Raw genomic sequence first — 25,746 nt, forward strand, 5'->3', positions numbered from 1 at the left:
AGGGTGAGGTCATGCTTTAGCAGCGGTCATGCCAGCTTGCTGTTTTTATTCGTGTTGGGCGGTCGACAGTCTTTCGTTGTGCGAAGTGCACAACTCAGCTGTCGTTTTTGACTGGATTTCCGATGATTCTTTGTGAATGTCGACCAAGGCGAGACCCGTCTTGGTGCGTGCGGTGCCTGTTCGCACCGCTATCGCTCGCAGTCATGATTACGAACCGAAAAGGGTGTCAGCCAATGTTGACCGCTGGCAACGCCTTGAGCTCGACGGTCTGCGCCTTGCGTGGCGCGAGGATCTCGGCTTCGCCGTCGACCACCATCTCGTCACGCTGGTTGAACACCTGAGTAGCGATGCGTACACGAAACTTCGGCAGCTTCTCGAGAATTTCCAGGCGCACGGTTAGCGTATCGCCCAGCTTGACCGGCAGAACGAAACGCATCGTCTGCCCGATATAAATAGTGCCAGGCCCTGGCAGCTCACACGCCACGGCAGCGCTGATCAGCGCCCCGCTGAACATGCCGTGGGCGATGCGCTCGCGGAAAATCGTCGAGGCCGCGAATTCGGCGTCCAGGTGGACAGGGTTGTGGTCACCCGACATCGCGGCGAATAGCTGAATATCGCGCTCTTCCACGGTCTTGCTGTAGGTCGCCTTCTGGCCGACTTCCAGGTCAGCGTAGGGGGTATTGCTCAGCGTGCTCATGCGTAACCTCTGAATGCAAAACGGATGATAGGCCCAGCCTCGACTGAAGCCGCGGCAGGTCATGGCAGGCGCGCCGGTGGGGGCGCTTGGGTGGCTGCATTCTAGAGTGCTGCGACGGGGATGTCCCGTTCCAGGCTGGTTGTTGCAGTGGTTGAAGATTCACGTTACTGATTACGCTCGCCTCGCTATTGCGCCACACAGCGGAGCTGATAAGTTCGCCACAGCCCGCCGAGCGTGGGCCAGACACTTTCAGGTATAGAGGCCAATAACAATGCAACCTGACTTCTGGAATGACAAACGTCCCGCCGGCGTTCCCAATGATGTGGATATGGGCGGCTTCCGCTCGGTCGTGGAGGTGTTCGAGCGCTCCTGCAAGACGCACGCGAACCGTCCCGCTTTCAGCAACATGGGCGTGACCCTGACCTATGCGGACCTGGAGCGCTACTCAGCGGCCTTCGCGGCCTGGCTGCAGAATCACACTGATCTGCAACCCGGCGACCGCATCGCCGTACAGATGCCCAATCTGTTGCAGTACCCCATTGCGGTATTCGGTGCGCTGCGTGCCGGGCTCGTTGTGGTCAATACTAACCCACTGTACACCGCCCGCGAGATGCGTCATCAGTTCAAGGATTCAGGCGCACGGGCGCTCGTGTATTTGAATACCTTCGGCAAGCTGGTGCAGGAAGTGGTGCCCGATACCAGCATCGAAATGCTCATCGAGGCGCGTATCGGGGACATGCTGCCGGCACTCAAAGGGCTGCTGGTCAATGCAGCCGTCAAGCATGTGAAGAAAATGGTACCGGCTTACAACCTGCCGCAAGCAGTCTCGTTCAAGCATGTCTTGCAGGACGGTGGTCGGCACAGTCTCAAGCCGGTGTCGCTGACGCTGGAAGACGTTGCTGTGCTCCAATACACCGGCGGTACGACGGGTGTGGCAAAGGGGGCCATGCTTACGCACGGAAACCTGGTCGCCAATATGCAACAGGTCCACGCCAACATGCAGCAGCTGGACGAGCACGGGCATACGATCATCAAGGACGGTCAAGAGATCATGATCGCCCCCCTCCCGCTGTATCACATCTATGCCTTCACGGTTAACTGCATGTGCATGATGGTGACCGGCAATCATAACGTGCTGATTACGAACCCCCGCGACATCGACGGCTTTGTCAAAGAGCTGCAGAAGTGGCAGTTCACGGCATTCCTCGGGCTAAATACCCTGTTCGTCGCGCTCATGTCCCATCCCGAATTCAAGAAGATCAACTTCGCCTCGCTCAAGGGCACCAACTCAGGCGGTACGGCCCTGGTTTCAGCAGTGGCCGAACGTTGGAAGAGCATGACCGGTGTCACCGTGACCGAGGGCTACGGCCTCACCGAAACCTCGCCCGTGGTATGCGCCAACCCGCACGGCGAGGCCTCTCGCCTGGGCACCGTTGGCCTCCCGGTGCCCGGTACGACCTTGAAAGTGATCGACGATGAGGGCAATGAGCTGCCGATTGGTGAGCGCGGGGAGCTCTGCGTCAAAGGCCCTCAGGTGATGAAGGGCTACTGGCAGCGTCCCGATGCGACCGCGGAAGTGCTGGACGCGGAAGGCTGGCTGAAGACAGGCGACATCGCCGTGATCGATGCCGATGGCTTCGTGCGCATTGTCGATCGCAAGAAGGACCTGATTATCGTGTCGGGCTTCAACGTCTATCCCAACGAGATCGAAGATGTGGTGATGGCTCACCCCAAGGTAGCGGCCTGCGCGGTAATCGGCGTGCCCGATGAGAAATCCGGTGAAGCGGTCAAGCTATTCGCGGTGCGCAGCGATGACAGCCTTCGCGAAGATGAGCTGATGGCATACTGCCGGGAGAATTTCACCGGGTACAAGGTGCCTCGGCATATTGTGTTTCGCGATTCGCTTCCAATGACGCCGGTAGGCAAGATCCTGCGCCGTGAGCTGCGCGACCAGGCTTAAACCAAGCGAACTCCATCTCTCACGAAGTGACTGGCTGTGAGCTATCAGTCACTTCGTGTCTTTTGCACTCCCGCCAGACACTGTTCGGGCACTTCCAAAACTGCTAACCTCGGCTCCGTTTCTGTCGGAATTTCCGTACAAAAATTAACAAAACACAACAAAACAGCTGCCATATGCAGTAAAGCTGTCGCTTAGGAGTGGGGGTTACATGACCGATAACTTCTGGAAGGATAAATATCCTGTCGGGATCAGCAGCGAAATCAATCCCGATGAGTACCAGAACATTCAGGCTGTGCTCAAACAGTCCTGTGAGCAATTCGCGGACAAGCCTGCGTTCAGTAATCTCGGCAAAACCCTGACCTACGGTGAGCTGTACAAACTGTCCGGAGAGTTTGCTGCCTACCTCCAGCAGAACACCGATCTGCAACCTGGCGATCGCATCGCGGTCCAGCTGCCCAACCTGATTCAGTATCCCATCGTCGTGTTTGGCGCCATGCGTGCCGGACTGGTCGTGGTCAATACCAACCCGCTCTATACCGCGCGGGAAATGGAACACCAGTTCAATGACTCCGGCGCCAAGGCGCTGATCTGTCTGGCCAATATGGCGCACCTCGCCGAACAGGTGCTGCCTAAAACCGGCATTCGCAACGTCATCGTGACCGAAGTTGGCGACATGCTACCGGCCGTCAAGCGCCTGCTGGTCAATGCCGTGGTCAAGCATGTGAAGAAGATGGTGCCGGCTTACAACCTGCCCAAGGCGGTGAAATTCACCGATGCCATGGCGCTAGGTCGTGGCAAGACGGCGCGCGAAGCCAATCCTGCCAGTGATGATGTAGCCGTGCTGCAGTACACCGGCGGTACCACGGGCGTGGCCAAGGGCGCCATGCTGACCCACCGCAACATTGTCGCCAACATGTTGCAGTGCTGCGCGCTGATGGGCTCGGAGCTGGACAACGGCTGCGAAACCATGGTCGCACCGCTGCCGCTGTATCACATCTATGCGTTTACCTTTCACTGCATGACGATGATGCTGATCGGCGCGCACAACGTGCTGATCACCAACCCCCGCGACCTGCCGACCTTCATCAAGGATTTGAGCAAGTACCGTTTCACCGGTTTTGTCGGCCTCAATACGCTGTTCGTAGCGCTGTGCAACAACGAGGATTTCCGCAAGCTGGACTTCTCTTCGCTTAAAGCCACGTTCTCCGGCGGTATGGCGTTGCAGTTGGCAGCTGCCGAGCGCTGGCAACAAGTCACCGGTTGTGAGATCTGCGAAGGCTTCGGCATGACCGAAACCAGCCCGGTCGTATCAGTCAACCCGTTCGGAGGTATCCAAATCGGCACCATCGGCATCCCCATGCCGTCGACCCTGTGTAAAGTCATCGATGACGAAGGCAACGACCTGCCAATGGGCGCCATCGGAGAACTCTGCGTCAAAGGCCCTCAGGTCATGAAGGGTTACTGGCAGCGCCAGGAAGCAACTGACGACATCCTGAGTGCTGACGGTTGGCTGAAGACGGGGGACATCGGCATCATCCAGGACGACGGCTACATGCGTATCGTCGACCGCAAGAAGGACATGATCTTGGTCTCCGGTTTCAACGTCTACCCGAACGAGCTGGAAGACGTGCTCGCGACTCTGCCAGGCGTTCTTCAATGCGCGGCGATCGGCATCCCGGACGAGAAGTCAGGCGAGGCGATCAAGTTGTTCGTAGTGGTCAAGCCGGGCGAAAGCCTGACCAAGGAGCAGGTCATGCAGCACATGCATGACAACGTCACCGGCTACAAGCGGCCCAAGACCGTCGAGTTCCGCGAGAGCCTGCCGACCACCAACGTCGGCAAGATCCTGCGCCGTGAGTTGCGTGATGAGGAGCTGAAAAAGCTCGGTCAGAAATAAAGACAGGTCTTGTGTCGCAAGAACCGCTTGGGTGTGCCCAGGCGGTTTTTTTTTGGTCCTGAACGCGCTTGGAGTAGCAGCCGTAACACGACAGCTCGTCAATCAATCGCCTGTAATCGCCCTCCTTACAACACAGGCGCGTTTATCGGAATCTTGATATTGCGCATAAAGAAAAGATCGCCGAGGACGATAAGCCTTATCTGCTGTGCAGGCAGTCGCTAGATGCGCCTCTGTAGTTGGGGCAGCGGATACATGGAGATGTTAAGTAATGCTTTCAAACCTGCGTCTAAGATCCAAACTGCTTCTGTTGGCCCTGGGGCCGATACTTCTGCTGACGATTGTCTTCAGTGGCATCACAGTAATGCGGCTCCAACAGCTAGCGGAGGAGCAGGAGGAGCAAACCCGTAGCAGCCTGATCCAGAACAGGCAGGCCGAACTCAAGCAGTATGTGGATATTGCCTACAACGCTATCAAGGCAATCTATGAGAATTCCGCGCCGTCGGACATGGCGGCACGAGCTGAAGCCGTCGCCTTGCTGCAGGAACTGAACTACGGTGACGAAGGCTATTTCTGGGGTTACGACACCAAGACCATACGGCTTTTCCAGGGCAACACGGGGGACCGGATCGGCGAGAGCTTCTATGACTTCCGCGATGCCGAGGGCACTTATCCGATCCGTGAGCTGGTCCGCGCTGCAGTCGACGGGAGCCATTACGTGCGTTATAGCTTCTTGGTAGGTGCGGACAAGGTCATCGTGCCCAAGGTGGGCTATTCGCTTCATCTGCCCAAGTGGGACATGATCTTTGGCACTGCGCTCAACCTCGACGGTATCGAACGAGATGTTCAGGCCGCACGCGCCGAATTTCAGGATCGAATCGATGCGTTGGTTACCCTGATGATCGGGTCGGCCATCGCCCTGCTGGTGCTGATGGGTTTACTTGCGGGGGTCGTGAGCAACGCGATCTTAAGACCGCTGATGCTGATCAAGCGCAATCTTGATGATATGGCTGCTGGGGACGGTGATCTAACCCACCGGCTGCCGGTCACGACCCGCGACGAGCTTGGAGAATTGGCCGGCTCTTTCAACCGTTTCGTCGAAAAGATCCACGTATTGGTGCAGCAGGTGGCTGGTACCACTGCTCAACTCACCGGACTGGTCAGTGCTGTGGCCAGCCAGGCGCAGCGATCAGAGCAAGCAATGGCCGATCAGCGGAACGAGACTGATCAGGTCGCTACCGCCATCAACGAAATGTCCGCTGCCGCGCAAGAAGTGGCAACGAGCGCCCAGCGCGCTGCAGAGGCGGCGCAGCAGACCGACCAGCAAGGCGTTGCGGCTAAGCGGGTGGTTGACCAAAGTATCCGCAACATTCACGAATTGGTCGGAGAGCTGCTTGGCAGTGGTGAATCGCTGGAAGGATTGCAGCAAGACGTCAACGGTATCGTTGGGGTGCTGGATGTGATCCGCGCCATTGCCGAACAGACCAACCTGCTCGCGCTCAATGCAGCGATCGAAGCGGCCCGCGCAGGTGAAGCTGGACGAGGCTTTGCGGTTGTCGCCGACGAAGTGCGAGCCCTCGCCAGCCGTACCCAGCAAAGCACCGGAGAGATCCAGTGCATGATCGACAGCCTGCAGAGCGCCACCTCAAATACCGTCGCCACCATGCGACGCGCCGGTGAAAAAGGCGAAGCGACCCGCGAGCAGGCCAACCAGGCGGGTGAAGCTCTGGATGCTATTGCCGCGCTGATCGGCACCATCAACTCGATGAACGCTCAGATCGCAAGCGCAGCGGAGGAACAAACAGCGGTAGCAGAGGAAATCAACCGCAGCGTTCATCACATCGCCGCTGCGGTCGACGGTGTGGCCGACGACGCAGTTGAAGGCGCTCAAACCGCACGTGAGCTGCATGGTCTTGGGAGCCATCTCCAAGGGGTAGTCGGTCAGTTCCGTATTTGAGCTAGCCAAGCGACAGCCCTCACCTAGGTGCACGGCTATTTAGCAAGGGGGCTGAGGTAAGGCGAATCAAGCGCATCTGATACAGGTTCCAACGAGCCGACCGACGGTAATGCCGTCTGGCGCGAGAGCAAGAACCGCGACGTAACTCGTCCGGTCTAGTCCCCTATGGCCGCGTCCACTTGATGCCGTAGAGGACGATGGCGCATGCCATTTTGCGGCCTGCCCATCAATCTCGTTGCAAGGATGAGTTACCCATGCAAAAGAAAAAAAATGCACGTCGGGTAGTTGCTTCTTTCGCTTTACTGGCTTCCTCCGCGGCACTCGCCGCGCCCACCCCAGAGATCGCTGCGTTCGATGATTACTGGAGTCCCGGCAAGCCCGACTCACGGGTTTGCCGCTCTCCGCTGCTGGTAGGCTCTCCATTGGGGCTGCCTCGCTGTATGCAGGCCAGTAACATCATGACCCACCTGCAGAACCTGCAGGACATCGCCTCCCTGAACAACGGCAATCGCGCGTCCGGTCAACCCGGCTATCAGGCTTCGGTCGATTACGTACGAACTACGCTTGAGCGCGCCGGTTACCAGGTACGCGTGCAAACCTTCCCCTTCCTCGCGTTTTACCCTGAGGGACCAGGCTCGCTCGCTGCGGTCGCGCCGCAGGCCGTGCAGTACACCTGGGAGGAGGATTTCACCTACGCCGATCAGACCGATCCAGGAACCGTGACCGCGCCGGTCGTTCCGGTCGATCTTGCCCTCGGCCTGGGCAACACCTCCACGAGCGGTTGCGAGCCGGAGGACTTTGCAGGGTTCCCTGCCGGCGCCATCGCGTTGATGCAGCGCGGCACTTGTGCGTTCGGCCAGAAGGCAACCAATGCAGCAGCGGCCGGAGCAGCGGGGGCGATCATCTTCAATCAGGGCGATACCGAGGACCGTAGAGGACTGCTGGTCGCCACGCTGGGTGAAGACTACGAGGGCGGGATTCCGGTGCTGTTCTCTACCTATGACAATGGCGTGACCTGGGCTGGGACAGAGGGTCTGCAACTGAGCATGAACGTGGACGTGGTGCGCGAACGGACTGAAACCTACAACGTGCTGGCCGAAACCCGTCGAGGCGATCCTGACAACGTCGTGATGGTCGGCGCGCACCTGGACTCCGTATTCGAAGGTCCAGGCATCAATGACAATGCTTCCGGCAGCGCAGCATTGCTGGAAATGGCGACACTGATGAGCCGGGCTTATCCACTGAATAAGGTACGCTTCGCCTGGTGGGGTGCCGAAGAGTCGGGGCTGGTTGGCTCGACCTACTACGTCAACCAGCTGCCGGAAGAGGAAAAGCAGCAGATCAAGGCCTATCTGAACGTCGACATGATCGGATCGCCGAATTACGCGAACTTCATTTATGACGGCGACGGCTCTGATTTCGGTCTACAGGGACCGCCCGGCTCTGGTGCCATCGAGCGTCTGTTCCGTTCCTACTTCCAGTTGCGCAACGCGCCGTCCGAAGGCACCGAGATCGACTTCCGCTCCGACTATGCTCAGTTCTTCGATGACGGCATCGCCTTTGGCGGGCTGTTCACCGGCGCTGAGGATATCAAGACCGAAGAACAGGCTCAGCTCTACGGCGGTACCGCCGGCCTGGCATACGATCCGTGCTACCACTCCGAGTGCGACGACCTCAGCAACATCTCCACCGAGGCGTTGGAGTTGCACGGCGATGCGTTGGCCTTCGCCACCAGCTGGCTGTCCCTGTCGACCAAGATGATCGACGATGAGATAGCGGCAGCGGCCGAGCAGAGCATGGGCGCCATGCGCATCCAGCAAGTACAGGAGAAGTCACGCTGGGGTCATTGGATCCGCTGATCGTCTAGACACCGCGCCGGCTCTCCGGCGCGGTCCTTCCGTCAATCCCTTTCCTTACGGCCAGCCGGGCAAATCTGCGACAATTGCGCCCCTCACGAAATCGCTTACGGCTGTCCATGACCGACGCAACGCCCGCTGTTGACCAACTCCTGAAAAACCTCGATCAGGCCATGTACGCCGACCGGCATCGCTTGCGTCGGCAATTGCACGACCTGCGCAAGAAGGCCGGCGACCAGCCGATTGATGAAGGGCGGCTCATGCAGTGGCTTGAGCGCTTCCAGGCTTCCACGGCCAAGGTCCAGGCACGGCGCCAAAGCGTGCCGGGCATGCGCTATGACGATAGCCTGCCAATCGCTGCCAAGCGCGACGAAATCAAGGCCGCACTGGAAAAGCATCAGGTTTTGGTGATCGCGGGTGAAACCGGCTCGGGCAAGACCACCCAGCTGCCGAAGATCTGCCTGGAAATAGGACGAGGCGTGCATGGCCTGATCGGCCACACTCAGCCGCGCCGACTCGCGGCACGTAGCGTCGCCACGCGAGTGGCCGAGGAGATCGGCACGCCTCTGGGCGAACTGGTGGGTTATCAGGTGCGTTTCGAGGATCAGAGCAAGGACAGCTCGCTGATCAAGCTGATGACCGACGGCATCCTGCTGGCCGAAACCCAGCACGATCGTTTCCTCGAGCGCTACGACACCATCATCGTCGACGAGGCCCACGAACGCAGCCTCAACATCGACTTCCTGCTCGGCTATCTGAAGACATTGCTGCCGCGCCGGCCGGACCTGAAAGTCATCATCACGTCGGCGACCATCGACCTGGAGCGCTTTTCCGAACATTTCAGTGGCGCGCCAATCGTTGAGGTATCGGGCCGCACCTACCCGGTCGAAACCTGGTATCGCCCGTTGGCGGCGGAAACCGATGAGGATGGCAATCGGGTCGAGGACGACCTCACCATCGACCAGGGGATTCTGGCGGCGCTGGATGAAATCGACGCCCACGAGCGCAGCATCGGCAAGCGCCCCGGCGATGTGCTGGTGTTTCTGCCTGGCGAGCGAGAAATTCGTGACGCGGCGGAGGTGCTGCGCAAGGCCAACCTGAAATTCACCGAGGTGCTGCCTCTTTATGCGCGACTGACGCCTGCCGAGCAGCAGAAAATATTCCAGCCGCGACCGGGCCGAAAGATCGTGCTCGCCACCAACGTGGCTGAAACCTCATTGACCGTGCCGGGCATCCGCTACGTGATCGACTCGGGTACTGCACGCATCAGTCGCTACAGTTACCGCGCCAAGGTGCAGCGGCTGCCCATCGAGGCGGTGTCACAGGCCAGCGCCAATCAGCGCAAGGGCCGTTGCGGGCGGGTCGAGCCGGGGATCTGCATCCGGCTGTACAGCGAGGAAGATTTCCTCAGCAGGCCGGAATTTACCGATCCTGAGATTCTGCGCACCAACCTCGCAGCCGTCATCCTGCAGATGCTGCACCTGCGCCTCGGCCAGATCGAGGATTTCCCCTTTATCGAGCCGCCGGATGGCAAAGCCATCAGCGATGGCTTCAACCTGTTGCAGGAGCTCTCGGCAGTCAATCGCGAGAACCAGCTGACGCCCTTGGGCCGGCAGCTGGCGCGCCTGCCCATTGATCCACGCCTCGGACGTATGCTGCTGGAAGCGGCGAAATTAGGCAGCATGGCCGAGGTGCTGATCGTCGCCAGTGCGCTGTCGGTGCAGGACGTGCGCGAGCGACCGGCCGATCGTCAGCAGCAGGCCGATCAGGCTCATGCGCAGTGGAAGGACCCGGATTCGGATTTCGCTGCGCTGATCAACCTCTGGCGCGGTTTCGAAGAGCAGCGGCAGGCGCTCGGCTCCAATCCGTTGCGTACCTGGTGCCGGAAGAATTTCCTCAACTACCTGCGCCTCCGCGAGTGGCGGGATGCGCATCGCCAGCTGACTCTGATTGTGCGTGAGCTGAAACTCAACGATAACGCGCAGACTCCCAGGAGCCAGCTTGCCGGCGATCAGCCCGGTGACAGGAGAGATCGCCAGCAAGCTGGCTCCTACAAGGAAGGCGCGACATCCGGAGCCGCCGATGAAAGCGCAGATGCTCCTGCCGATCAGATAGCCCTGACGAAGGACAAGAAGGTCAACGTCAAACTCGCCCAGCAAGCCGAAGCCAGCGAGGCCGCCCAGCGCGCCAAGAGCTACGCTGCGGTGCACAAGGCGATCCTCTCGGGGCTGCTCAGCCAGATCGGGCACAAGACCGAGGAGGGTGATTTTCTCGGCGCCCGCCAGCGGCGCTTCTGGGTGCACCCCTCCAGCGTCATCGGGCGCAAGAAGCCCAACTGGATCATGGCGGCTGAGCTGGTCGAAACCACCAAGCTGTTCGCGCGCATGGTCGCCAAGATAGAGCCCGACTGGATCGAGCCGCTGGCCAGGCACCTGATCAAGACCAACCACTTCGAGCCGCACTGGGAGAAGAAGCGAGGGCAGGTCGTGGCCTTCGAGCAGGTCACCCTGTACGGCATGATTGTGGTGGCTCGCCGCCCGGTGCACTTCGGTCCCATCGACCCGCCTGCCGCGCGGGAATTGTTCATCCGTGAGGGGCTGGTACGCGGCGAGATGCACAGTCGCGCCAAGGCGCTGACCGCCAATCGTGAGTTGCTGGAGTTGTTCGACGAGCTGGAAGCCAAGGCCCGTCGCCGCGACATCATTGCGGACGAGGACACGCTGTTTGCTTATTACGACGCACGTGTACCTCAGGACATCTACCAGACCGCCAGCTTCGAGAACTGGTACAAGCGCGAAAGTCAGAAGAACCCGCAGCTGCTGGTCATGCGTGACGAGGATGTCCTGGCGCGCGACGCCAGTGAAGTCACCGCAGCCCAGTACCCGGACCATCTGCGCATTGGCGAGTTGCAGCTGCCGCTGGAGTACCACTTCGAACCTAATCACCCCCGCGATGGTGTAACGCTGCGTGTGCCCGCACCGCTGCTGCCGCAACTGCGGGCCGATCGGCTCGACTGGCTCGTACCGGGTCTGATCGAGGCGAAGGCGGTGGCGCTGGTACGCAATCTGCCCAAGGCGATCCGCAAGAACTTCGTTCCGGTGCCGGACTTCGTGAAGGCTGCGCTATCGAAGATCACGTTCGGCGAGGGGGCGTTGCCTGATGCGCTGGGCCGCGAGCTGCTGCGCATGACCGGTGCTCGTGTCTCGGACGAAGCCTGGGCGGAAGCGGCCGTGGGGCTGGACCATCATCTGAAGATGAACATCGAAGTGGTCGACGCACGCGGCAAGTTCCTCGGTGAAGGCCGCGATCTGGCCGAACTGACGGCACGCTTCAATGAAGCCAGCCAGGCTGCGCTCGCGCCGCCTCAGCAGAAGGCCGAACAGAAGCCGGTCGAGGCCAAGGGCTTCGCCCAGGTGGCGGAAAAGGCTCAGGCGAAGATGGCCGGGTTGTCGATGACGGTCTATCCAGCACTGGTCGAAGAGGCCGGGGTGGTCAAGGAGGGCCGTTTTCCGACCCAGGCCGAAGCCGACTATCAGCACCGCCGCGCCTTGCAGCGCTTGTTGCTGCAGCAGCTGGCCGAGTCGGCGAAATACTTGCGCAACAAGTTGCCAGGCCTCACCGAGCTGGCGCTGCTCTATCGCGACATGGGTAAGATCGATGCACTGGTCGAGGACATCCTGCTGGCCAGTCTCGACAGCTGCATCCTCGACGGCGAAGCGCAGCTGCCACGCGATGGCGCCGCTCTGGCATCACTGGCCGAGCGCAAGCGCGGCGATTGGGCGACGCATGCCGAACGGTTGGCGCGACTGGCGCTGGATATCCTCAAGCACTGGCACGGATTGCAGAAGCGCTTCAAGGGCAAGATAGATCTGGCACAGGCGGTGGCGTTGAACGACATCAAGGCGCAGTTGGCCAGCCTCGTCTATCCAGGCTTCGTCCGGGAAACGCCGGGCGAGTGGCTGAAGGAATATCCGCGTTATCTGAAAGCGGTGGAACAACGCTTCGAGAAGATCGGTGCGCAGCTGCAGCGCGACCGTGTCTGGTCCGGCGAGCTGGCCGGTTATTGGGAGCAATACCAGGCTCGGTTGAGGAAGCATCAGCAGGAAGGCAAGCGTGACCCTGAGCTGACCCTTTACCGCTGGATGCTCGAGGAGTACCGCGTATCGCTCTGGGCCCAGCAGCTGGGAACGAAGATGGCGGTGTCGGACAAGCGACTGAACAAGCAGTGGACTCAGGTGGAGGCGTGATGCGCCCGTTGGGGCTTGCCGCGCCGAGGTGAGCCGACCCGTTTCGTCGGCTCACCCAGAAGGTGTTAGCCCGCTTTCGCAGTCATGGGCGTTGCTCGCGAGCGTCGCTTATTCAGCGACGAAGCTGGTCGTAGTGCCGTGGTAAAGCCTGTCCACCTCTTGCCCTGCCACGCGCTGGCCGTTGGCTGGCGTTTCATGACCGGCGGCCAGGATGTAGCGGCCTGGAGCATCTATCGACAGCTGGACCCGGCCCTGCTTGTCGGTTTTCATCGGTTGCGCCTCGTTCTCGGGGGTTATCAGCATGACGTCGTTATCCGCCAGGGGTTGGCCCTTGAACAACAGCGTGAAGTCGTCGCTTTCGGCTTTGACCGGGACCAGTTCCAGATCCATCTCGGCCTGAGTCTCGCTGCGACCCCAGCGGGCGTGCATCAGGGCTGCCTTGACTTCACCTTTGTCGTTCTCCCAAGGCTTCCAGACCTGGTCGTTGACGACTCGCACAGTGCCGGTCCCGTCAATGCTCGCCTCAAGATGGTCCTGTTTGGCAGTGATTGCAGCCTGTTTGGCGGAATCGGGCGTGATGATACGGGTGTTCGGCGCCAGCGCCACAACGGTTTCCCCTTTTTCGATCACGTCCTGGTCCGGTTCGCCAAGGAATACCTTGACGGGCCCGCTGCCTTCGCGTTCCAGCCAGAGTTCGTGGGCATAGGAGGGCAGCGCAAGTGCGCCGAGCAAGACAAAACTGACGATGGGTTTGATCATTGTGGTTCCTGTTCGATTGGGCTGAAGCGGGCGTCAGGCGCAGCGCTTGAAGAGTTTCCCTGGATTGACGACCTTCGATTCGTTGTTGCAGTGCGGCAAGATCCAGGCTGAAGCGATGGCAAGCCGAGGCTTGACCGGGTTTTCGTTGATGCCTCGCCGCCGCTTTTACCTCGGCGAACCCGCACCAGGACTTCAAGCCTAGGTTGTTGAGATCATGATGTAACGAGACTTCCTCGCAAACGCATGGCTTTATTGTATGTTTGCGTTTCTCATTTGGTGACATGCATGCTGCTTGGCGCTTGGGTGGGTATTGCTCATGCCGGCTTCATGATTCCGTCCTTACCGAGGCTCAACCGCAACAAATCTTCTGCCAGCACCAGATTCCCGCTGTAGCTGTTGCGAGCCTCTGCTCGAATGTCCTCTATCGATAACCCTCGCCCCGGAACGCTTTGATATCGGGCGCTGAAGTGCGTCAGTACCAGGTTGGGTATGCCTGCATCTTGTGCAAAGGCGCTCACCTGGGCAGCGGTGCTGTGGCCGAACTCCAACTTGCCTGCATCGGCAACGGGCTGGGTGTAGGTGGCTTCATGGACGAGCACATGCGCGCCCTGGCAAGTCTCGCGCAGAAGCGCCGGCCGGTCGTTGTCACCCGCGACGACGATACGGCGTGGTTGGCGCGTCGGGAGCAGATAGTCTGCGCCGCATAGCGCCTGGCCCTCATGTTCGACCGCTAGACCGCGTGCGAGCTGACCCCAGAGTGGACCGCGGGGTATGCCGTCCCGGTCAAGTTTATCGGTGTCCAGGCGCGGATCGGCATGCGCTTCGGTAAACCGATAGCCCCAGCTCGGTACGCGGTGGGAGAGTAGGGTGGCTTCTACTTGCACCTGTGGGTTGCGCCAGCCCGCGAAGGTTTCGGTTGCGTGAAATCTGAGTTCATAGGGGAGCCAGCTCTGGCTCATGTCCAGCGTGCTTCGTATCCAGTGCTCGAGGGCTGCCGGAGCAATGATCTCCAGCGGTTCCTGTCGGCGCGCCATGCCGGCGCTCGCCAACAGCCCCGGCAAACCATAGCAGTGGTCGCCATGAACGTGGGTGATGAATATGGCACGCAGGCCGTGCAGCGTTAGCGGCGTATGCAGCAGCTGGTGCTGCGTGGCCTCGCCGCAGTCGATCAGGTGCCAGCCTTTACCGCTATCTTCCAGCAGGGCCACGCCGCTGACATTGCGGGCTTTGGTCGGCGCGCCGGACGAGGTGCCAAGAAAGATCAGGTCCATGGAAGGGCTCGTGCGGTGTCGTGGCGTCAGTATGGCAATAGCGTTCCATGGAATAAACCTGCGCTTCATCTGGCGAGGCATCAAGCGCATATATCTTTTAGTTACTAAGAAAGCACGAACTTATATTGGGGATTGCTAAATCAGACCGCTATGCTGCCAGCCTTTGACGCGGTCCGCGTGGGGCCTTGAATCGGAAGCAGATGATGGAATTCGGTGTAATCGGCTTTGTGGTAGCAGGCCTGCTCGTTGGCTTTATCGTTGGCATGACAGGCGTCGGCGGCGGCTCGTTGATGACCCCGATTCTACTGTGGTTCGGCGTCAATCCGGCTGTCGCGGTCGGTACTGATCTGCTTTACGCCGCGATTACCAAGGCCGGCGGGGTCTGGGTCCACCAGAAGAACCGCAATATCGACTGGAGCATCACCGGCTGGCTGGCCTTGGGCAGCGTGCCGGCCGCAGCGCTGACGCTCTGGCTATTGAAAGGGTTGCTCACGGATCAAGAGGCGCTCAATGCGATCATCAGGCATTCGCTTGGCATCGTGCTGGTGCTCACTGCTCTAGCGGTCCTGTTCAAGAAGCGCCTGCTGGCCGTTGCCGCTCGCTTGTCGGGCCCAACGCCCCGACTGTCGCCGCGCGGGTTAAACATCCTGACCGCCATTGTCGGCATGGTGCTGGGGTCGGTGGTGACCCTGACCTCGATCGGCGCAGGTGCGCTGGGTACCGTAGCGTTGTTTTTCCTCTTCCCCCTGCTGGCAACCCGCCGTCTGGTAGGCACCGAGATCGCGCATGCGGTGCCGCTGACCCTGGTGGCTGGCCTCGGCCACGCCAGCATGGGCAACATGGACTGGACAATCCTGGCCTATCTGCTGATGGGCTCATTGCCGGGTATCTACCTCGGCAGCAACCTGTCCGGTCGTGTTCCTGATTCCGTGCTCCGGCCTTGCCTGGCTGTCATGCTGGCCATGATCGGTTATAAGCTGATCTGATCTACAGCCTACTTCGGGGGCGCGACGTGCTGCGCTATTAGCTACGCGCAGCGGACGTTGCCAGACGCATGACGAGCGCGACGTTTCGTTTCTACGCTAGGTTGAATGCATTTCTTCCAGCCGAGCGCCGCGGGCAGGCGTTCAGCTGCATCTGCGCTGAGTCCGCCACGACCAAACATATGATCGAAGCCCTCGGCGTACCGCATACCGAGGTGGCGCTGGTGCTCGCCAACGGGGAGCCTGCTGGTTTCGATAGACCGATCCGCAACGGCGACCGGATCACCGTGTATCCCAAATTCGAGCAACTGGATCTTGGGCACCTATCGGCGTCGCCAGCATTGCCGCCTGGCCCGCTGCGTTTCGTCGCAGACGCGCACCTCGGCGGCCTGGCACGCCTGCTGCGTATGGCTGGTTTCGACACGCTCTACGACAACCACTACGACGATGCGGTGATGGCTGAGCTGGCCAATCGTGAAGGCCGGACATTGCTGACCCGAGACCGACCGTTGCTGATGCGTCGAAACGTGGTTCATGGTTGCTATGTGCAGGCGTTAAAGCCGCAGGCGCAGCTGCGCGAGGTCTATCACCGTCTCGATCTGGCAACCCAGGCGCGTCCGTTCAGCCTGTGTATGAGCTGTAACGCGCCTTTGCAGGCAGTGGAAAAACAAACGGTACTCAACCGTCTACCGCCGCGAGTCCAGGCTCGTCATGAGCATTTTCTCGCCTGTGGTCAGTGCGGTCGGATTTTCTGGGAGGGCACGCACTGGCAGGACATGCGCGCCTTGCTCGACTCCCTGACGCTCGATGACTAGCGCGCCGTACGTACCAGTTGGCGCCGTCACAGCTCTCTGGAATCTTCCACTCAGCGGTTCAGCGCTGCACGGCTCGCTGATTGGACTGATAGATATTGTCCGGTGAAAGCGCCTGCCCATCCCGAACGGCTTGCAACCACTCGTCAGTGGTCACAACCGCAGCGAAACCGGTATTCATCACCACTGTGAAGGCTCGGTGAATCTCCTCTGCGCTAACCCTGCCTATGGCGTTCTGGTAAGGCACCGAGCCACTGGCATCGTGCAGGAGCTCCACCTTCCAGCCCTCATGGTGTGCCTGGAGCACCGTGGAGATGTCGCAATTGTGGGTCATGTAGCCCACCACCGTCAGGGTGTCGATCTGCCTATCGCGCAGCCAAGGCCCGAGTTCGCTATGGCTCAGGGCGCTGGCCAGGGTTTTTTCTACGTGGAGATCGAAAGGGCGTTCGGCGACCGTTGGGTGCAGATCGGCCTGCAGGCTGCCGCGCGCGAATAATGGTGAGTTCTCTGCCACGAGGTGCTGCACAACCACGACTGGGATCCCGGCAGCCCGTGCCGCATCCATGGCTCGTGCGATATTACCGAGCGACAGCTGCACGTCCGGGTACTCAATGCGCAGGTTGCCTGTGACATATTCGTTCTGTACGTCGATTACGATCAATGCGCGTTTCTGGCTCATGTTGCGTCTCTCAGCAGTGGATGTCGCGCCATTGTGGCGCTGCTCAGTGGAGAACGTGAGTGGCCCGTAAGACAGCTTGTGTTAGGATCGGGCCAATCTTTTTTCCAACGCATTTACCCAGAGGCGTCGTGATGCAACCGCATCGAATTGCTGTCGTGGCCTTTGACCAGATCAGCCCGTTTCACCTGTCTGTGCCTTGCCTGGTATTTGGCGATGAAGGTTCGCGGGAGCAGGGCTACCTTGTCGACGTCTGTGCTGCGGAGCCGGGACCCTTGCGCACCACCGCCGGTTTCGCATTACAGGTCACCTGCGGGCTGGAAGCACTGGAGCGGGCGCAGACGGTGATCGTGCCGAGCTGGCGTCATGCTGACGAATCACCTCCAGCGGCGTTGCTCGATGCGCTGATAGCCGCCCACACACGCGGTGCTACCCTCGTCGGGCTCTGTCTGGGTGCTTATGTTCTGGCCTCGACCGGCTTGCTCGAAGGTCGTCGCGCCACCACTCACTGGGCATGGGTCGAGCATTTCAAAACCCGATTTCCAGCCATCGAGGTGAACGCGGACGTGCTCTACCTGGATGAGCACAACCTCCTGACCTCTGCAGGCACAGCCGCGGCGCTGGACTGCTGCCTCTATCTGCTACGTAAACACTGGGGCGCCGAGGTTGCCAACCGAGTAGCGCGGCGGCTGGTGATGTCACCCCATCGCCAAGGCGGTCAGGCGCAGTTCATCGAACAACCCATGCCGGTGAATCGCCGCGATACGCGCCTCGGAGAACTCCTCGATTGGACGCGGGCTACGCTGCACTTGCCCCATACGCTGGACAGCTTGGCCGATAAGGCCATGATGAGCCGGCGTACCTTCACCCGACACTTTCGGCTGCACACCGGTACGACTGTCGGGGGCTGGTTATTGGCCGAGCGACTGGCCATGAGCCAGCGCCTGCTGGAGACCACCGATCAGCCCATCAGCGCCATTGCCTCACTGGCCGGCTTCGGCTCCCAGGTTTCCCTGCGTCAGCATTTCAGCAAGGCACTGGGTGTTTCGCCGAAGCATTATCGCGAGACGTTCCGGGGCCAGGACCCCCGATAGTGCATGTGCCACGTGGCCTTTTCGCTGGATCGCCTGAGCCTGTCGCCTATGTGTCACAGATACTTGAGCCACCGAATATCTCGTCTGCGCGCTTTCAGATCGGCGAACCAGCGCACCGCGGGAAATAGTACGACCGCCAGGACGACCGTACACATCCAGATTGGCCAGACCACGTCAAAGCCGTAGTAGCTTCCCTGGTTGTGCCCCAAGATGCCCACCGCTGCCAGATAGAGCAATTTCAGCACATAGAGGTGCAGCAGGTAGAAGAACATCGGCGCGGCACCGAATACCGTCAGCGGTCGCATCCAGCGACGTGTCTGGCTGCGCTCGAAAGCCAGAAGCAGCAACAGACCGATCCCCAGCGTCAGGCAAAGAAACAGCAGCGACGGCGGATACTTGGTGACGTTGAGCAGGCTCATCAGCGTTTGCATGCCCGTTTCTCCGACAGTCCAGGTGCGCTCGCCGTAACCGTTGACTAGCCGCAGCCCGACGAACGCCAGCAACGCGCCGAGGCCGAAATTGCGCAGTCGGTTCTGACGCGCGACTGGGTCAGCACCGCGGGCGAACCATGGGCCTATCGCATAGCCCAGCGCGATCACACCGATCCAGGGCAGCAGCGGGTAAGAGGTGCGCAGCCGGAAACTTTCCGAAACCTCGATCCAGCCACGGTCATGCAGAATGGCCCAGGGGATATGCATCAGCGAGTCGTCGGCGAAGTGCAGCGGATCGAGCAGGTTGTGCCCGGCAATGATCATCAGGCCCAGCGTTGCCAGCAGTCCACGCGGCAACCAGAGCAGTGCTGACAGCGCGATCATGCTCAGGCCGATGGCCCAGATCACCTGGAGGTAAATCACGCTTGGCGGGAACTGGAACGTCCAGGCGAAGTTGACCAGTGTGAACTCCAGGACCACCAGGAACAGGCCACGTTTAAGCAGAAAGCTCGACACTTCCGCCCGGCCCGCATGTTTCTCACCAAACAGAAATGCCGACAGTCCGGTCAGAAAGATGAATACCGGTGCACAGAGGTGCGCCAGGGTGCGGCTGAAGAACAGGGCAGGTTCAGTCACAGCCACGTCCATAGGGTCTGTGACCTGCATGTGCAGCAGAAAGGTCTCGCGCACGTGGTCGAGCAGCATGAACAGGATGACCAGACCGCGCAGCGCGTCGATCGACAGCAGGCGTGTCGAAGGTGGGGAAACAGATGGAGAAGGCATGAAACGCTCACAACGGGCTTACGAGGCGCGAGCGCAATGCTGCGCCGCAAAGTACGGGCGCGATACGTTATAACAAATGCGCCGAGCAGCCAATCAGTGATTAGCTGCTCTGCTACTTCGCGGGCGGCCTGAGGTAACCGCGGCTGTGGCGGGCGGTCGCTAAGCGGGTTCGCAGTCGATCATCCATGACACGCCAAAGCGGTCAGTCAGCATGCCGAAGCGTTCGGCCCAGAAGGTCTTTTCCAGCGGCATCACCACCTGTCCGCCTTCTGCCAAGCCGTCAAACAAGCGCTGACTTTCTTCGATGCTTTCCGGATGCAAGGAAATCGAGCAACCTTTGATGCCTTCGTAAACGCCGCCCCCGCACGCCGGGTCCCCGGGCATGGTATCGGACGCCATCAGCCGGAATTGGCCCAGACTCAGACACGCATGAATGATCCGCTCACGGTGTTCGGCTGGGAACTGCTCCGTCTCGGGCGCCTGGGCAAAGGTCATCATCTCGAGGTCGCCACCCAGTACCCTCTGGTAGAGTGTAAATGCGTCGCGGGTCTGGCCATCAAAGGTGAGATAGGGAGTGATTTTCATAGGGGGGCTCCTGTCAGTTAGTGACTGATCTTTGCGCGCAGGCGGTCTTCCTGCTCGCGCAATTCATCGGTGAACTCAGCGCCGAAGTCCTCAGCCTCGAAAATCTGGCGAACCTCGATTTCCGATTCGCCAATCGCGGACACCGGACAGCGCTTCACCCAATCGATGGCCTCCTGCAACGAGGCCGTCTGGAACAGCCAGAACCCTGCAATCAGTTCGCGGGTCTCGGCAAAGGGGCCATCAATGACCGAACAGTGGCCGTCATCGAAGCGCACCCGCGCACCTCGGCTGGTGGGGTGCAAGCCTTCGCCACCGAGCAGCACGCCTGCATCCGCCAGGGTTTCGTTGTAACGGCCCATTGCTGCTAGCACCTCTTCGCTGGGCATCTCACCTGCTTCGGTTTGCGCGTTGGCCTTGATCATCACCATGAATCGCATCGCTTCGGTTCCTCGAGTAACGGAGCACAGCCAGGATTTAAGCGAATCAGCCGGTCCTTCCTGCTAGTCGTTCCGAGCCAGGCGGAATCGACAACCAATGTCATCTTCATCGGTAAGCGGCGTGTCAGTTCAGCCCTGAACCATGCCTGCATGATGGGTGGCGAGACATTCCCTGCGCGACGGCTCTGGCCAACCCAATGTGCGGGCAGCAGGTAGCAGCGATGCGTCGACGAACTGATCGAACGCGGTTTCGCTCTCCCAAAGATCGGTAATGCGCCAGCCGCCGGGTACCGCAGCGCATGAGTGAAAGAGGATGCCAGGCGGTGGCCCGCTCGGTGCTAGCCTTGCGCAGAGCGCTTCATAGGCTTGATGCTCGATGGTCGGGAACTCCAGGGTCGTCAGGTAGGGCATCGTGGCTCTCTGAAGGGTGACAAGCGGCAAGACAGATCACGTACATAGCTAAGCAGAATATTTTTCAAATTCACTGCATCCAATCGTCTGGCTGGTGGGTAGTACAGGTAGCGGCTCCACAGTCGCCCAATCCGATCCCTACCCGGAGACATGAAAATGGACGCAAAAAAGATCCTCTGCCTGACTGGTCTGACCCTGGCCCTCGGCTGCTCTGCCAGCGCCTTCGCCCAGATGGACGTGCCGGAAGCCGTGCGCGTACCGGATGGCCATAAGATCGCCATGGAAACGGTCGGCGTCGGCCAGATCACCTATGAATGCCAGGCCAAGACCGACATGCCCGGTCAGATGGCATGGGTGTTCATGGGCCCCAAGGCCGCGCTCAATGACCGCAGCGGCAAGCAGGTCGGTACTTATTACGGCCCGCCCGCGACTTGGGAGTCGATGGATGGCTCCAAGGTGACCGGCACTCAGGTCGCGATCGCGCCGGCTGGCGAGGGCAACATCCCGCATCAGTTGGTCAAGGCCAACCCTGCCGAAGGCAAAGGCGCCATGACCGGTGTCAGCTACATCCAGCGCATCGCGACCAAGGGCGGCGTGGCGCCGGCCAAGGCGTGCACAGCGGCCAACGAAGGCGAGCGCCAGGTCGTCGATTACCAGGCCGACTACCTGTTCTGGGCTAGCAAGTGAATAAAGCGCAGCGGGTGAAAAGCCGCTCGATATGAGCGCCGATCACCTCTATGCTTTGACTCCCCGGCCTGCGTGCGCCGGGGGTGTCGATAACCAGCGGATGTCGGATCACGTGGCGCAGCCCCCCTTGTTCGATTACGAAGCGGCACTGCGCGCCTGCGCGCGCGGCGAGCGTTCAGCATTGCAGCGGCTTTATGAGCAGGAAAGTCCGAGACTACTTGGCGTTGTGCAACGCATCGTGCGCGACTCGGCCCTCGCTGAAGACATCGTGCATGACGCCTTCATTCGCATCTGGAATAAAGCTGCCACTTACGACCAGACCCGCGGCTCGGGTCGCGGCTGGATCTTCAGCCTGACCCGCCACCTGGCCCTCAATGCCGTCCGTAACAATGCCCGCCATGTCCAGATGGAAGAGGACGAGGAGGGCGACATGGAGCATGGCACCATAGAGGGTTGGCAGGCACAGGCCGACGACGCCTTCGATTGGCGCGTGAACCCCGGCAGGATCGAAGCCTGCCTCGAACAACTTGAACCGGTGCGACGCAATTGCGTATTTCACGCTTACGTCGACGGCTATTCGCATCAGGAGATCGCCCAACGCCTGGGCGCGCCACTGGGCACCGTAAAAGCCTGGATTCGCCGTAGCCTGACGGCCCTTCGTGAGTGCATCGGATGAACAACGAACCCAAGGATCCACGCGAAACACTGCACGAGCTTGCTGGTGAATATGTGCTTGGAACCCTCTCAGCCGAAGACCGGGAAGGGGTCGAAAAGCGCCTGGCCGTCGAGCCTGAGCTGCAATCGGCAGTCGATTACTGGGAATCGCGGCTGCTTCATCTGACTGACCTGGTCGAACCGCAGACTCCTTCGCCGCGTTTGTGGAGTCGTATCCAGCGAACGCTCGACGAATTGAATCGTCAAATCGTTCCGGCTGTACCGGCACGCCGGAACAGCTGGTGGGACAGCCTGTCGTTGTGGCGTGGCTTCGCTGCAGCCGGCATGGCCGCCACCTTGGTGCTTGGCGCCTTGTTGATGACGCGTCTGTCGCCTGAGCCCACGCCAACCTGGCTCGTCGTGCTCGCTGCTCCGCAGGACCTGTCCCCCGGCTGGGTGGTGCAGGCCAGCAGCCGGACGAGTGAAATCGAGCTGATCCCGCTGGGCGTCACCGAATTGCCGCCGGACAAGGCGCTACAGCTCTGGACCAAGGCTGATGGCTGGCGGGCACCTGTCTCCCTAGGGCTGGTCAAACCAGGCGAGCCGGTGAGGATTCGTCTCGACGATCTACCTCCGTTGCAGCCCAACCAGCTGTTCGAACTGACGCTGGAACAGCCCACAGGTTCACCGACCGGGCTGCCGACCGGGCCGATCCAGTTCATCGGGCGGGCAGCCAAGGTGATCTGACGGCTCAGCCTCGAGCTGGAATGTTCAGCCCTTTGGCTACCGCCGGCCGCGAGACGAAGGCATCCAATACCCGCTGCACGTTGACGAAGCGCTCGAACTCCACCAATTCGCGTGCTTCGTAGAATTCCACGAGGCCCCGTACCCAGGGGAAAGTGGCAATGTCGGCGATGCTATAGCGGCCACCCATGAGCCACTCGCGACCCTGCAGGCGCTTGTCCAGCACGCCCAGCAGACGTTGGGCTTCGGCGACGTAACGGTCGCGCGGGCGCTTGTCTTCGTAATCCTTGCCTGCGAACTTATGGAAGAAGCCGAGCTGGCCAAACATTGGCCCGACCCCGCCCATCTGGAACATCAACCATTGAATGGTCTCGTAGCGGGCTGCGGCATCTTCGGGCATCAGCTGACCAGTCTTGTCCGCCAAGTACTGCAGGATTGCACCAGACTCAAACAACGCCAGCGGCTCGCCGTTCGGCCCGTTGGGGTCGAGGATCGCCGGAATCTTGTTGTTCGGGTTCAGCGAAAGAAATTCGTCGGAGCGCTGGTCACCGCTTTCGAAACTGACGAGATGCGCCTCGTACGGCAGACCAGTTTCCTCCAGCATGATCGACACCTTCACCCCGTTGGGCGTTGGCAGCGAATACAGCTGCAGGCGATCCGGGTAACTGGCAGGCCATTTCTGGGTAATCGTGAAGGTGGATAGGTCGTGCATCGGTCGCTCCTCAAGGCATGTCGACGATGAAAACAGAGCGCTGTATTGCGACGGCGCATCTGGCTGCTCTCATTCGGACAGCCGCGGTCTGTCCTCGTTGCGGTTAGCGAAGCTGTCGGTTGGGGTGGTTCTCAGGCGGGCCGACAACCCAACGTAATTGCAGGCACCGCTTTGCACGAGCATCGGCGCCCGCTATGGTTCGTGTTCCCACCTTGCCACGGAGCGTCGCACGTGTCCCTGACAACCCCTTACGACCCGCAGAACATCTTCGCTCAGATCATTCGCGGCGATGCGCCTTGCTACAAGCTCTATGAGGATGACGATGTTCTCGCCTTCCTCGATCTTTTCCCGCAGTCCTATGGACATGCACTGGTGATTCCGAAGCGCTCGGCGGCGTGCAATATCCTTGACGTCGATACCGAAGCGCTGTGTAAGGTGATGGTCATAGCGCAGAAGCTGGCACGCGTGATCGTCGATGAGCTGCAGCCTGACGGCGTGCAGATTGCCCAATTCAACGGGTCGCCCGCTGGGCAGACGGTGTTTCATATCCATGTGCACATCGTCCCGCGTTACTCCGGTGAGGGACTCGGTATTCACGCGGCGGGCAAGGCCGATCCGGCAGCGCTGGAAAAGCTACAGGCGCGGCTGGTGGGCAAGCTCGCCGAACTCGAACGCTGATCCAGAGCAGAACCGACACCGCTTTCGTTCCGGTCGTAGCCGCAACCAACGCGGCTACGAGAGGATGCAAAGCGCTTTCTGGGCTGGCGCTGAAAACGGCACTGGCAAGCTCGCAGCGCTCTTAACCCGCCGCCAGCTGCGTCAAAGCATGCAACAGTAGCCCGACCAGTCCGCCGACGAGGGTGCCGTTGATGCGGATGTACTGCAGGTCCTTGCCGACGCTCTGTTCCATCTGCTCGACCAGCTCGCGGCTCTCCCAGTTTTCCACGCGCTGGGCTATGTACTTGCCGATCTGTCCGCGGTAACGCTCAAGCAGGCTCGGCGCAACGGCCATCAACTGCTCATTGATCCAGGTTCGCATGGCATTGTCGGCGATCAGCGAGTCACCCAAGCCTTTGGTCATGCTGACGATCCGTTTGCCGATACGGGAATCCGCGCTTTCCAGATCCGCTTCCAGCCACTCGGTGAGCTCGTGCCAGAGCGTGCGCAGGTAGTCGGTGGTAGCGGGATGCTCCAGCAGCTGAGCGACGATTCGCTCGACTTCCAGGCGATAGGCTGGGTCATGCTTGAGGCGATCGATGTATTCAGCCACGTGCTCGTCGAAGCGCTCACGCAGAGGATGGTCAGGGTCACTCGCAATCTCCGCGATAACGGCTGATACCCCGTCGACGAACTTGTTGGCCGACCAGCCGCCGACAGCCTTGCCAAGACCCAGATAACGCAGCGTCCGGACTTCAGCCGTGATCGCGTCGGCGACCAGCGCACGGGTGTCGTCGTCTTGCAGCAACGCATCGACCTTTATCAGCGCTTCGTCGAGCATCGCCTGGTGCTTGCCCTGGCGCGTAAGCATTTCCAGCACCTGACCACAGATCGGGGCGAGGTCGACCTTGCGGGCGCGACTGATCAGCTTAGCCTGAACGAAGGCCTGCACGCGCTCGTCATGCAGGGACCCGACGCCGAACCTCGCCATGCCGGTGAGCTGACGGCCAACCGCTTCGGCATTGGCTGGATGACGCAGCCAGTTGGCCAGTCGGCCGCCAATGTCCAGTGCTTCGAGCCTGGCGAGCACCATGGGCGTGGAGAGGAAGTGAGTGGTAATGAACGTCGACAGGTTGTGCCCGATGCGCGCCTTGCTGCGCGGGATGATCGCCGTGTGCGGAATCGGCAGGCCGAGCGGATGGCGAAACAGGGCTGTCACGGCGAACCAGTCGGCAATCGCACCGACCATTGCCGCTTCAGCGAAGGAGGCGAGATAGCCCCAGGCAGGGTGGCGCGGCTCCATGGCGGTCGCAATCACGTAGAGCAGCGCGGCAAGTAGCAGGAGCAGGCCGGCGACCAGCTTCATACGCGTTACAGGGGATTGCCAGCGGCGTTGCAGAGGGCTCATGCGATTCCTCTTTGCGGCGAGTGGTGTATGC

22 protein-coding genes are annotated in these 25,746 nt (G+C 60.5%); 12 read left to right on the forward strand and 10 right to left on the reverse strand.

Features of this window, described 5'->3' with window-relative positions; all coding sequences use genetic code 11:
- Positions 1-226: 226 nt before the first annotated feature.
- A complete protein-coding gene (locus JQR87_RS05560) occupies positions 227-697 on the reverse strand; it encodes a MaoC family dehydratase (RefSeq protein WP_407291804.1) in 471 nt (156 codons plus the stop codon).
- Between the two features lie 271 nt (positions 698-968).
- Here JQR87_RS05560 and fadD2 point away from each other — a divergent pair, with 271 nt between their 5' ends.
- The 5 genes from fadD2 (at position 969) to hrpA (ending at position 12,611) form a co-directional block, all read left to right on the forward strand.
- On the forward strand, positions 969-2,657 hold the full coding sequence (gene fadD2 / locus JQR87_RS05565) for a long-chain-fatty-acid--CoA ligase FadD2 (protein ID WP_407291802.1): 1,689 nt from the start codon (positions 969-971) through the stop codon (positions 2,655-2,657).
- 208 nt (positions 2,658-2,865) lie between these two features.
- Complete coding sequence (gene fadD1, locus JQR87_RS05570; RefSeq protein WP_407291799.1) at positions 2,866-4,554, forward strand: long-chain-fatty-acid--CoA ligase FadD1; 1,689 nt, start codon at positions 2,866-2,868, stop codon at positions 4,552-4,554.
- A 268-nt stretch (positions 4,555-4,822) separates the two neighbouring features.
- The gene (locus JQR87_RS05575; RefSeq protein WP_407291797.1) at positions 4,823-6,508 is read left to right on the forward strand and encodes a methyl-accepting chemotaxis protein; all 1,686 of its coding nucleotides are present in this window, start codon (positions 4,823-4,825) and stop codon (positions 6,506-6,508) included.
- A gap of 254 nt (positions 6,509-6,762) precedes the next feature.
- On the forward strand, positions 6,763-8,367 hold the full coding sequence (locus tag JQR87_RS05580; RefSeq protein ID WP_407291795.1) for a M28 family metallopeptidase: 1,605 nt from the start codon (positions 6,763-6,765) through the stop codon (positions 8,365-8,367).
- A 116-nt stretch (positions 8,368-8,483) separates the two neighbouring features.
- On the forward strand, positions 8,484-12,611 hold the full coding sequence (hrpA, locus tag JQR87_RS05585) for an ATP-dependent RNA helicase HrpA (RefSeq protein ID WP_407291793.1): 4,128 nt from the start codon (positions 8,484-8,486) through the stop codon (positions 12,609-12,611).
- A 108-nt stretch (positions 12,612-12,719) separates the two neighbouring features.
- On the opposite strand, the gene JQR87_RS05590 is transcribed toward hrpA, so the two are convergent.
- Together JQR87_RS05590 and JQR87_RS05595 are read right to left on the reverse strand one after the other, a co-directional pair.
- Positions 12,720-13,370: a DUF4198 domain-containing protein gene (locus JQR87_RS05590; protein ID WP_407291791.1), complete on the reverse strand. Its 651-nt coding sequence runs from the start codon at positions 13,368-13,370 to the stop codon at positions 12,720-12,722.
- A 314-nt stretch (positions 13,371-13,684) separates the two neighbouring features.
- Positions 13,685-14,641, reverse strand: a complete 957-nt coding sequence (locus JQR87_RS05595) for a ribonuclease Z (RefSeq protein ID WP_407291789.1) — start codon at positions 14,639-14,641, stop codon at positions 13,685-13,687.
- A gap of 203 nt (positions 14,642-14,844) precedes the next feature.
- Between JQR87_RS05595 and JQR87_RS05600 the strand changes: the two genes are divergently transcribed.
- Together JQR87_RS05600 and JQR87_RS05605 are read left to right on the forward strand one after the other, a co-directional pair.
- Positions 14,845-15,627, forward strand: coding sequence for a sulfite exporter TauE/SafE family protein (locus tag JQR87_RS05600; protein WP_407291787.1), 783 nt, complete (start codon positions 14,845-14,847; stop codon positions 15,625-15,627).
- Positions 15,628-15,695: 68 nt separating this feature from the next.
- Positions 15,696-16,439: a Mut7-C RNAse domain-containing protein gene (locus JQR87_RS05605; RefSeq protein WP_407291784.1), complete on the forward strand. Its 744-nt coding sequence runs from the start codon at positions 15,696-15,698 to the stop codon at positions 16,437-16,439.
- Positions 16,440-16,497: 58 nt separating this feature from the next.
- On the opposite strand, the gene JQR87_RS05610 is transcribed toward JQR87_RS05605, so the two are convergent.
- Entirely contained in the window at positions 16,498-17,115 is a 618-nt protein-coding gene (locus tag JQR87_RS05610) for an isochorismatase family protein (protein WP_407291783.1), read from the reverse strand.
- Between the two features lie 131 nt (positions 17,116-17,246).
- Between JQR87_RS05610 and JQR87_RS05615 the strand changes: the two genes are divergently transcribed.
- Positions 17,247-18,206 (forward strand): helix-turn-helix domain-containing protein, encoded by a 960-nt coding sequence (locus JQR87_RS05615; protein ID WP_407291781.1) that lies wholly within the window; start codon positions 17,247-17,249, stop codon positions 18,204-18,206.
- Positions 18,207-18,259: 53 nt separating this feature from the next.
- Here the strand turns inward: JQR87_RS05615 and JQR87_RS05620 are convergent, their stop codons facing one another.
- The 4 genes from JQR87_RS05620 to JQR87_RS05635 form a co-directional block, all read right to left on the reverse strand.
- Positions 18,260-19,420 carry a DUF1624 domain-containing protein gene (locus tag JQR87_RS05620; protein WP_407291779.1) on the reverse strand — a complete coding sequence of 387 codons (1,161 nt, stop codon included), beginning with the start codon at positions 19,418-19,420 and terminating at the stop codon, positions 18,260-18,262.
- A 159-nt stretch (positions 19,421-19,579) separates the two neighbouring features.
- Entirely contained in the window at positions 19,580-20,005 is a 426-nt protein-coding gene (locus JQR87_RS05625) for a VOC family protein (protein ID WP_407291777.1), read from the reverse strand.
- Positions 20,006-20,022: 17 nt separating this feature from the next.
- Positions 20,023-20,442: a YciI family protein gene (locus JQR87_RS05630; RefSeq protein WP_407291775.1), complete on the reverse strand. Its 420-nt coding sequence runs from the start codon at positions 20,440-20,442 to the stop codon at positions 20,023-20,025.
- 129 nt (positions 20,443-20,571) lie between these two features.
- Positions 20,572-20,853, reverse strand: coding sequence for a hypothetical protein (locus JQR87_RS05635; RefSeq protein WP_407291773.1), 282 nt, complete (start codon positions 20,851-20,853; stop codon positions 20,572-20,574).
- Between the two features lie 156 nt (positions 20,854-21,009).
- Between JQR87_RS05635 and JQR87_RS05640 the strand changes: the two genes are divergently transcribed.
- From JQR87_RS05640 to JQR87_RS05650, 3 genes are all read left to right on the forward strand, one after another.
- Positions 21,010-21,540: a DUF3455 domain-containing protein gene (locus JQR87_RS05640; RefSeq protein WP_407291771.1), complete on the forward strand. Its 531-nt coding sequence runs from the start codon at positions 21,010-21,012 to the stop codon at positions 21,538-21,540.
- Positions 21,541-21,640: 100 nt separating this feature from the next.
- Positions 21,641-22,216: a sigma-70 family RNA polymerase sigma factor gene (locus JQR87_RS05645; RefSeq protein ID WP_407297813.1), complete on the forward strand. Its 576-nt coding sequence runs from the start codon at positions 21,641-21,643 to the stop codon at positions 22,214-22,216.
- Complete coding sequence (locus JQR87_RS05650) at positions 22,213-22,941, forward strand: anti-sigma factor (RefSeq protein WP_407291770.1); 729 nt, start codon at positions 22,213-22,215, stop codon at positions 22,939-22,941. The genes JQR87_RS05645 and JQR87_RS05650 overlap by 4 nt, the downstream gene beginning before the upstream one ends.
- A gap of 4 nt (positions 22,942-22,945) precedes the next feature.
- On the opposite strand, the gene JQR87_RS05655 is transcribed toward JQR87_RS05650, so the two are convergent.
- The gene (locus JQR87_RS05655; protein WP_407291768.1) at positions 22,946-23,650 is read right to left on the reverse strand and encodes a glutathione S-transferase N-terminal domain-containing protein; all 705 of its coding nucleotides are present in this window, start codon (positions 23,648-23,650) and stop codon (positions 22,946-22,948) included.
- A gap of 231 nt (positions 23,651-23,881) precedes the next feature.
- Here JQR87_RS05655 and JQR87_RS05660 point away from each other — a divergent pair, with 231 nt between their 5' ends.
- Entirely contained in the window at positions 23,882-24,328 is a 447-nt protein-coding gene (locus JQR87_RS05660; RefSeq protein WP_407291766.1) for an HIT family protein, read from the forward strand.
- 121 nt (positions 24,329-24,449) lie between these two features.
- On the opposite strand, the gene JQR87_RS05665 is transcribed toward JQR87_RS05660, so the two are convergent.
- Positions 24,450-25,715: a DUF445 domain-containing protein gene (locus JQR87_RS05665; RefSeq protein WP_407291765.1), complete on the reverse strand. Its 1,266-nt coding sequence runs from the start codon at positions 25,713-25,715 to the stop codon at positions 24,450-24,452.
- Between the last annotated feature and the right edge of the window lie 31 nt (positions 25,716-25,746).

Source organism: Stutzerimonas stutzeri (assembly GCF_051028275.1).
GTDB classification, from domain to species: Bacteria; Pseudomonadota; Gammaproteobacteria; order Pseudomonadales; family Pseudomonadaceae; genus Stutzerimonas; species Stutzerimonas stutzeri_AS.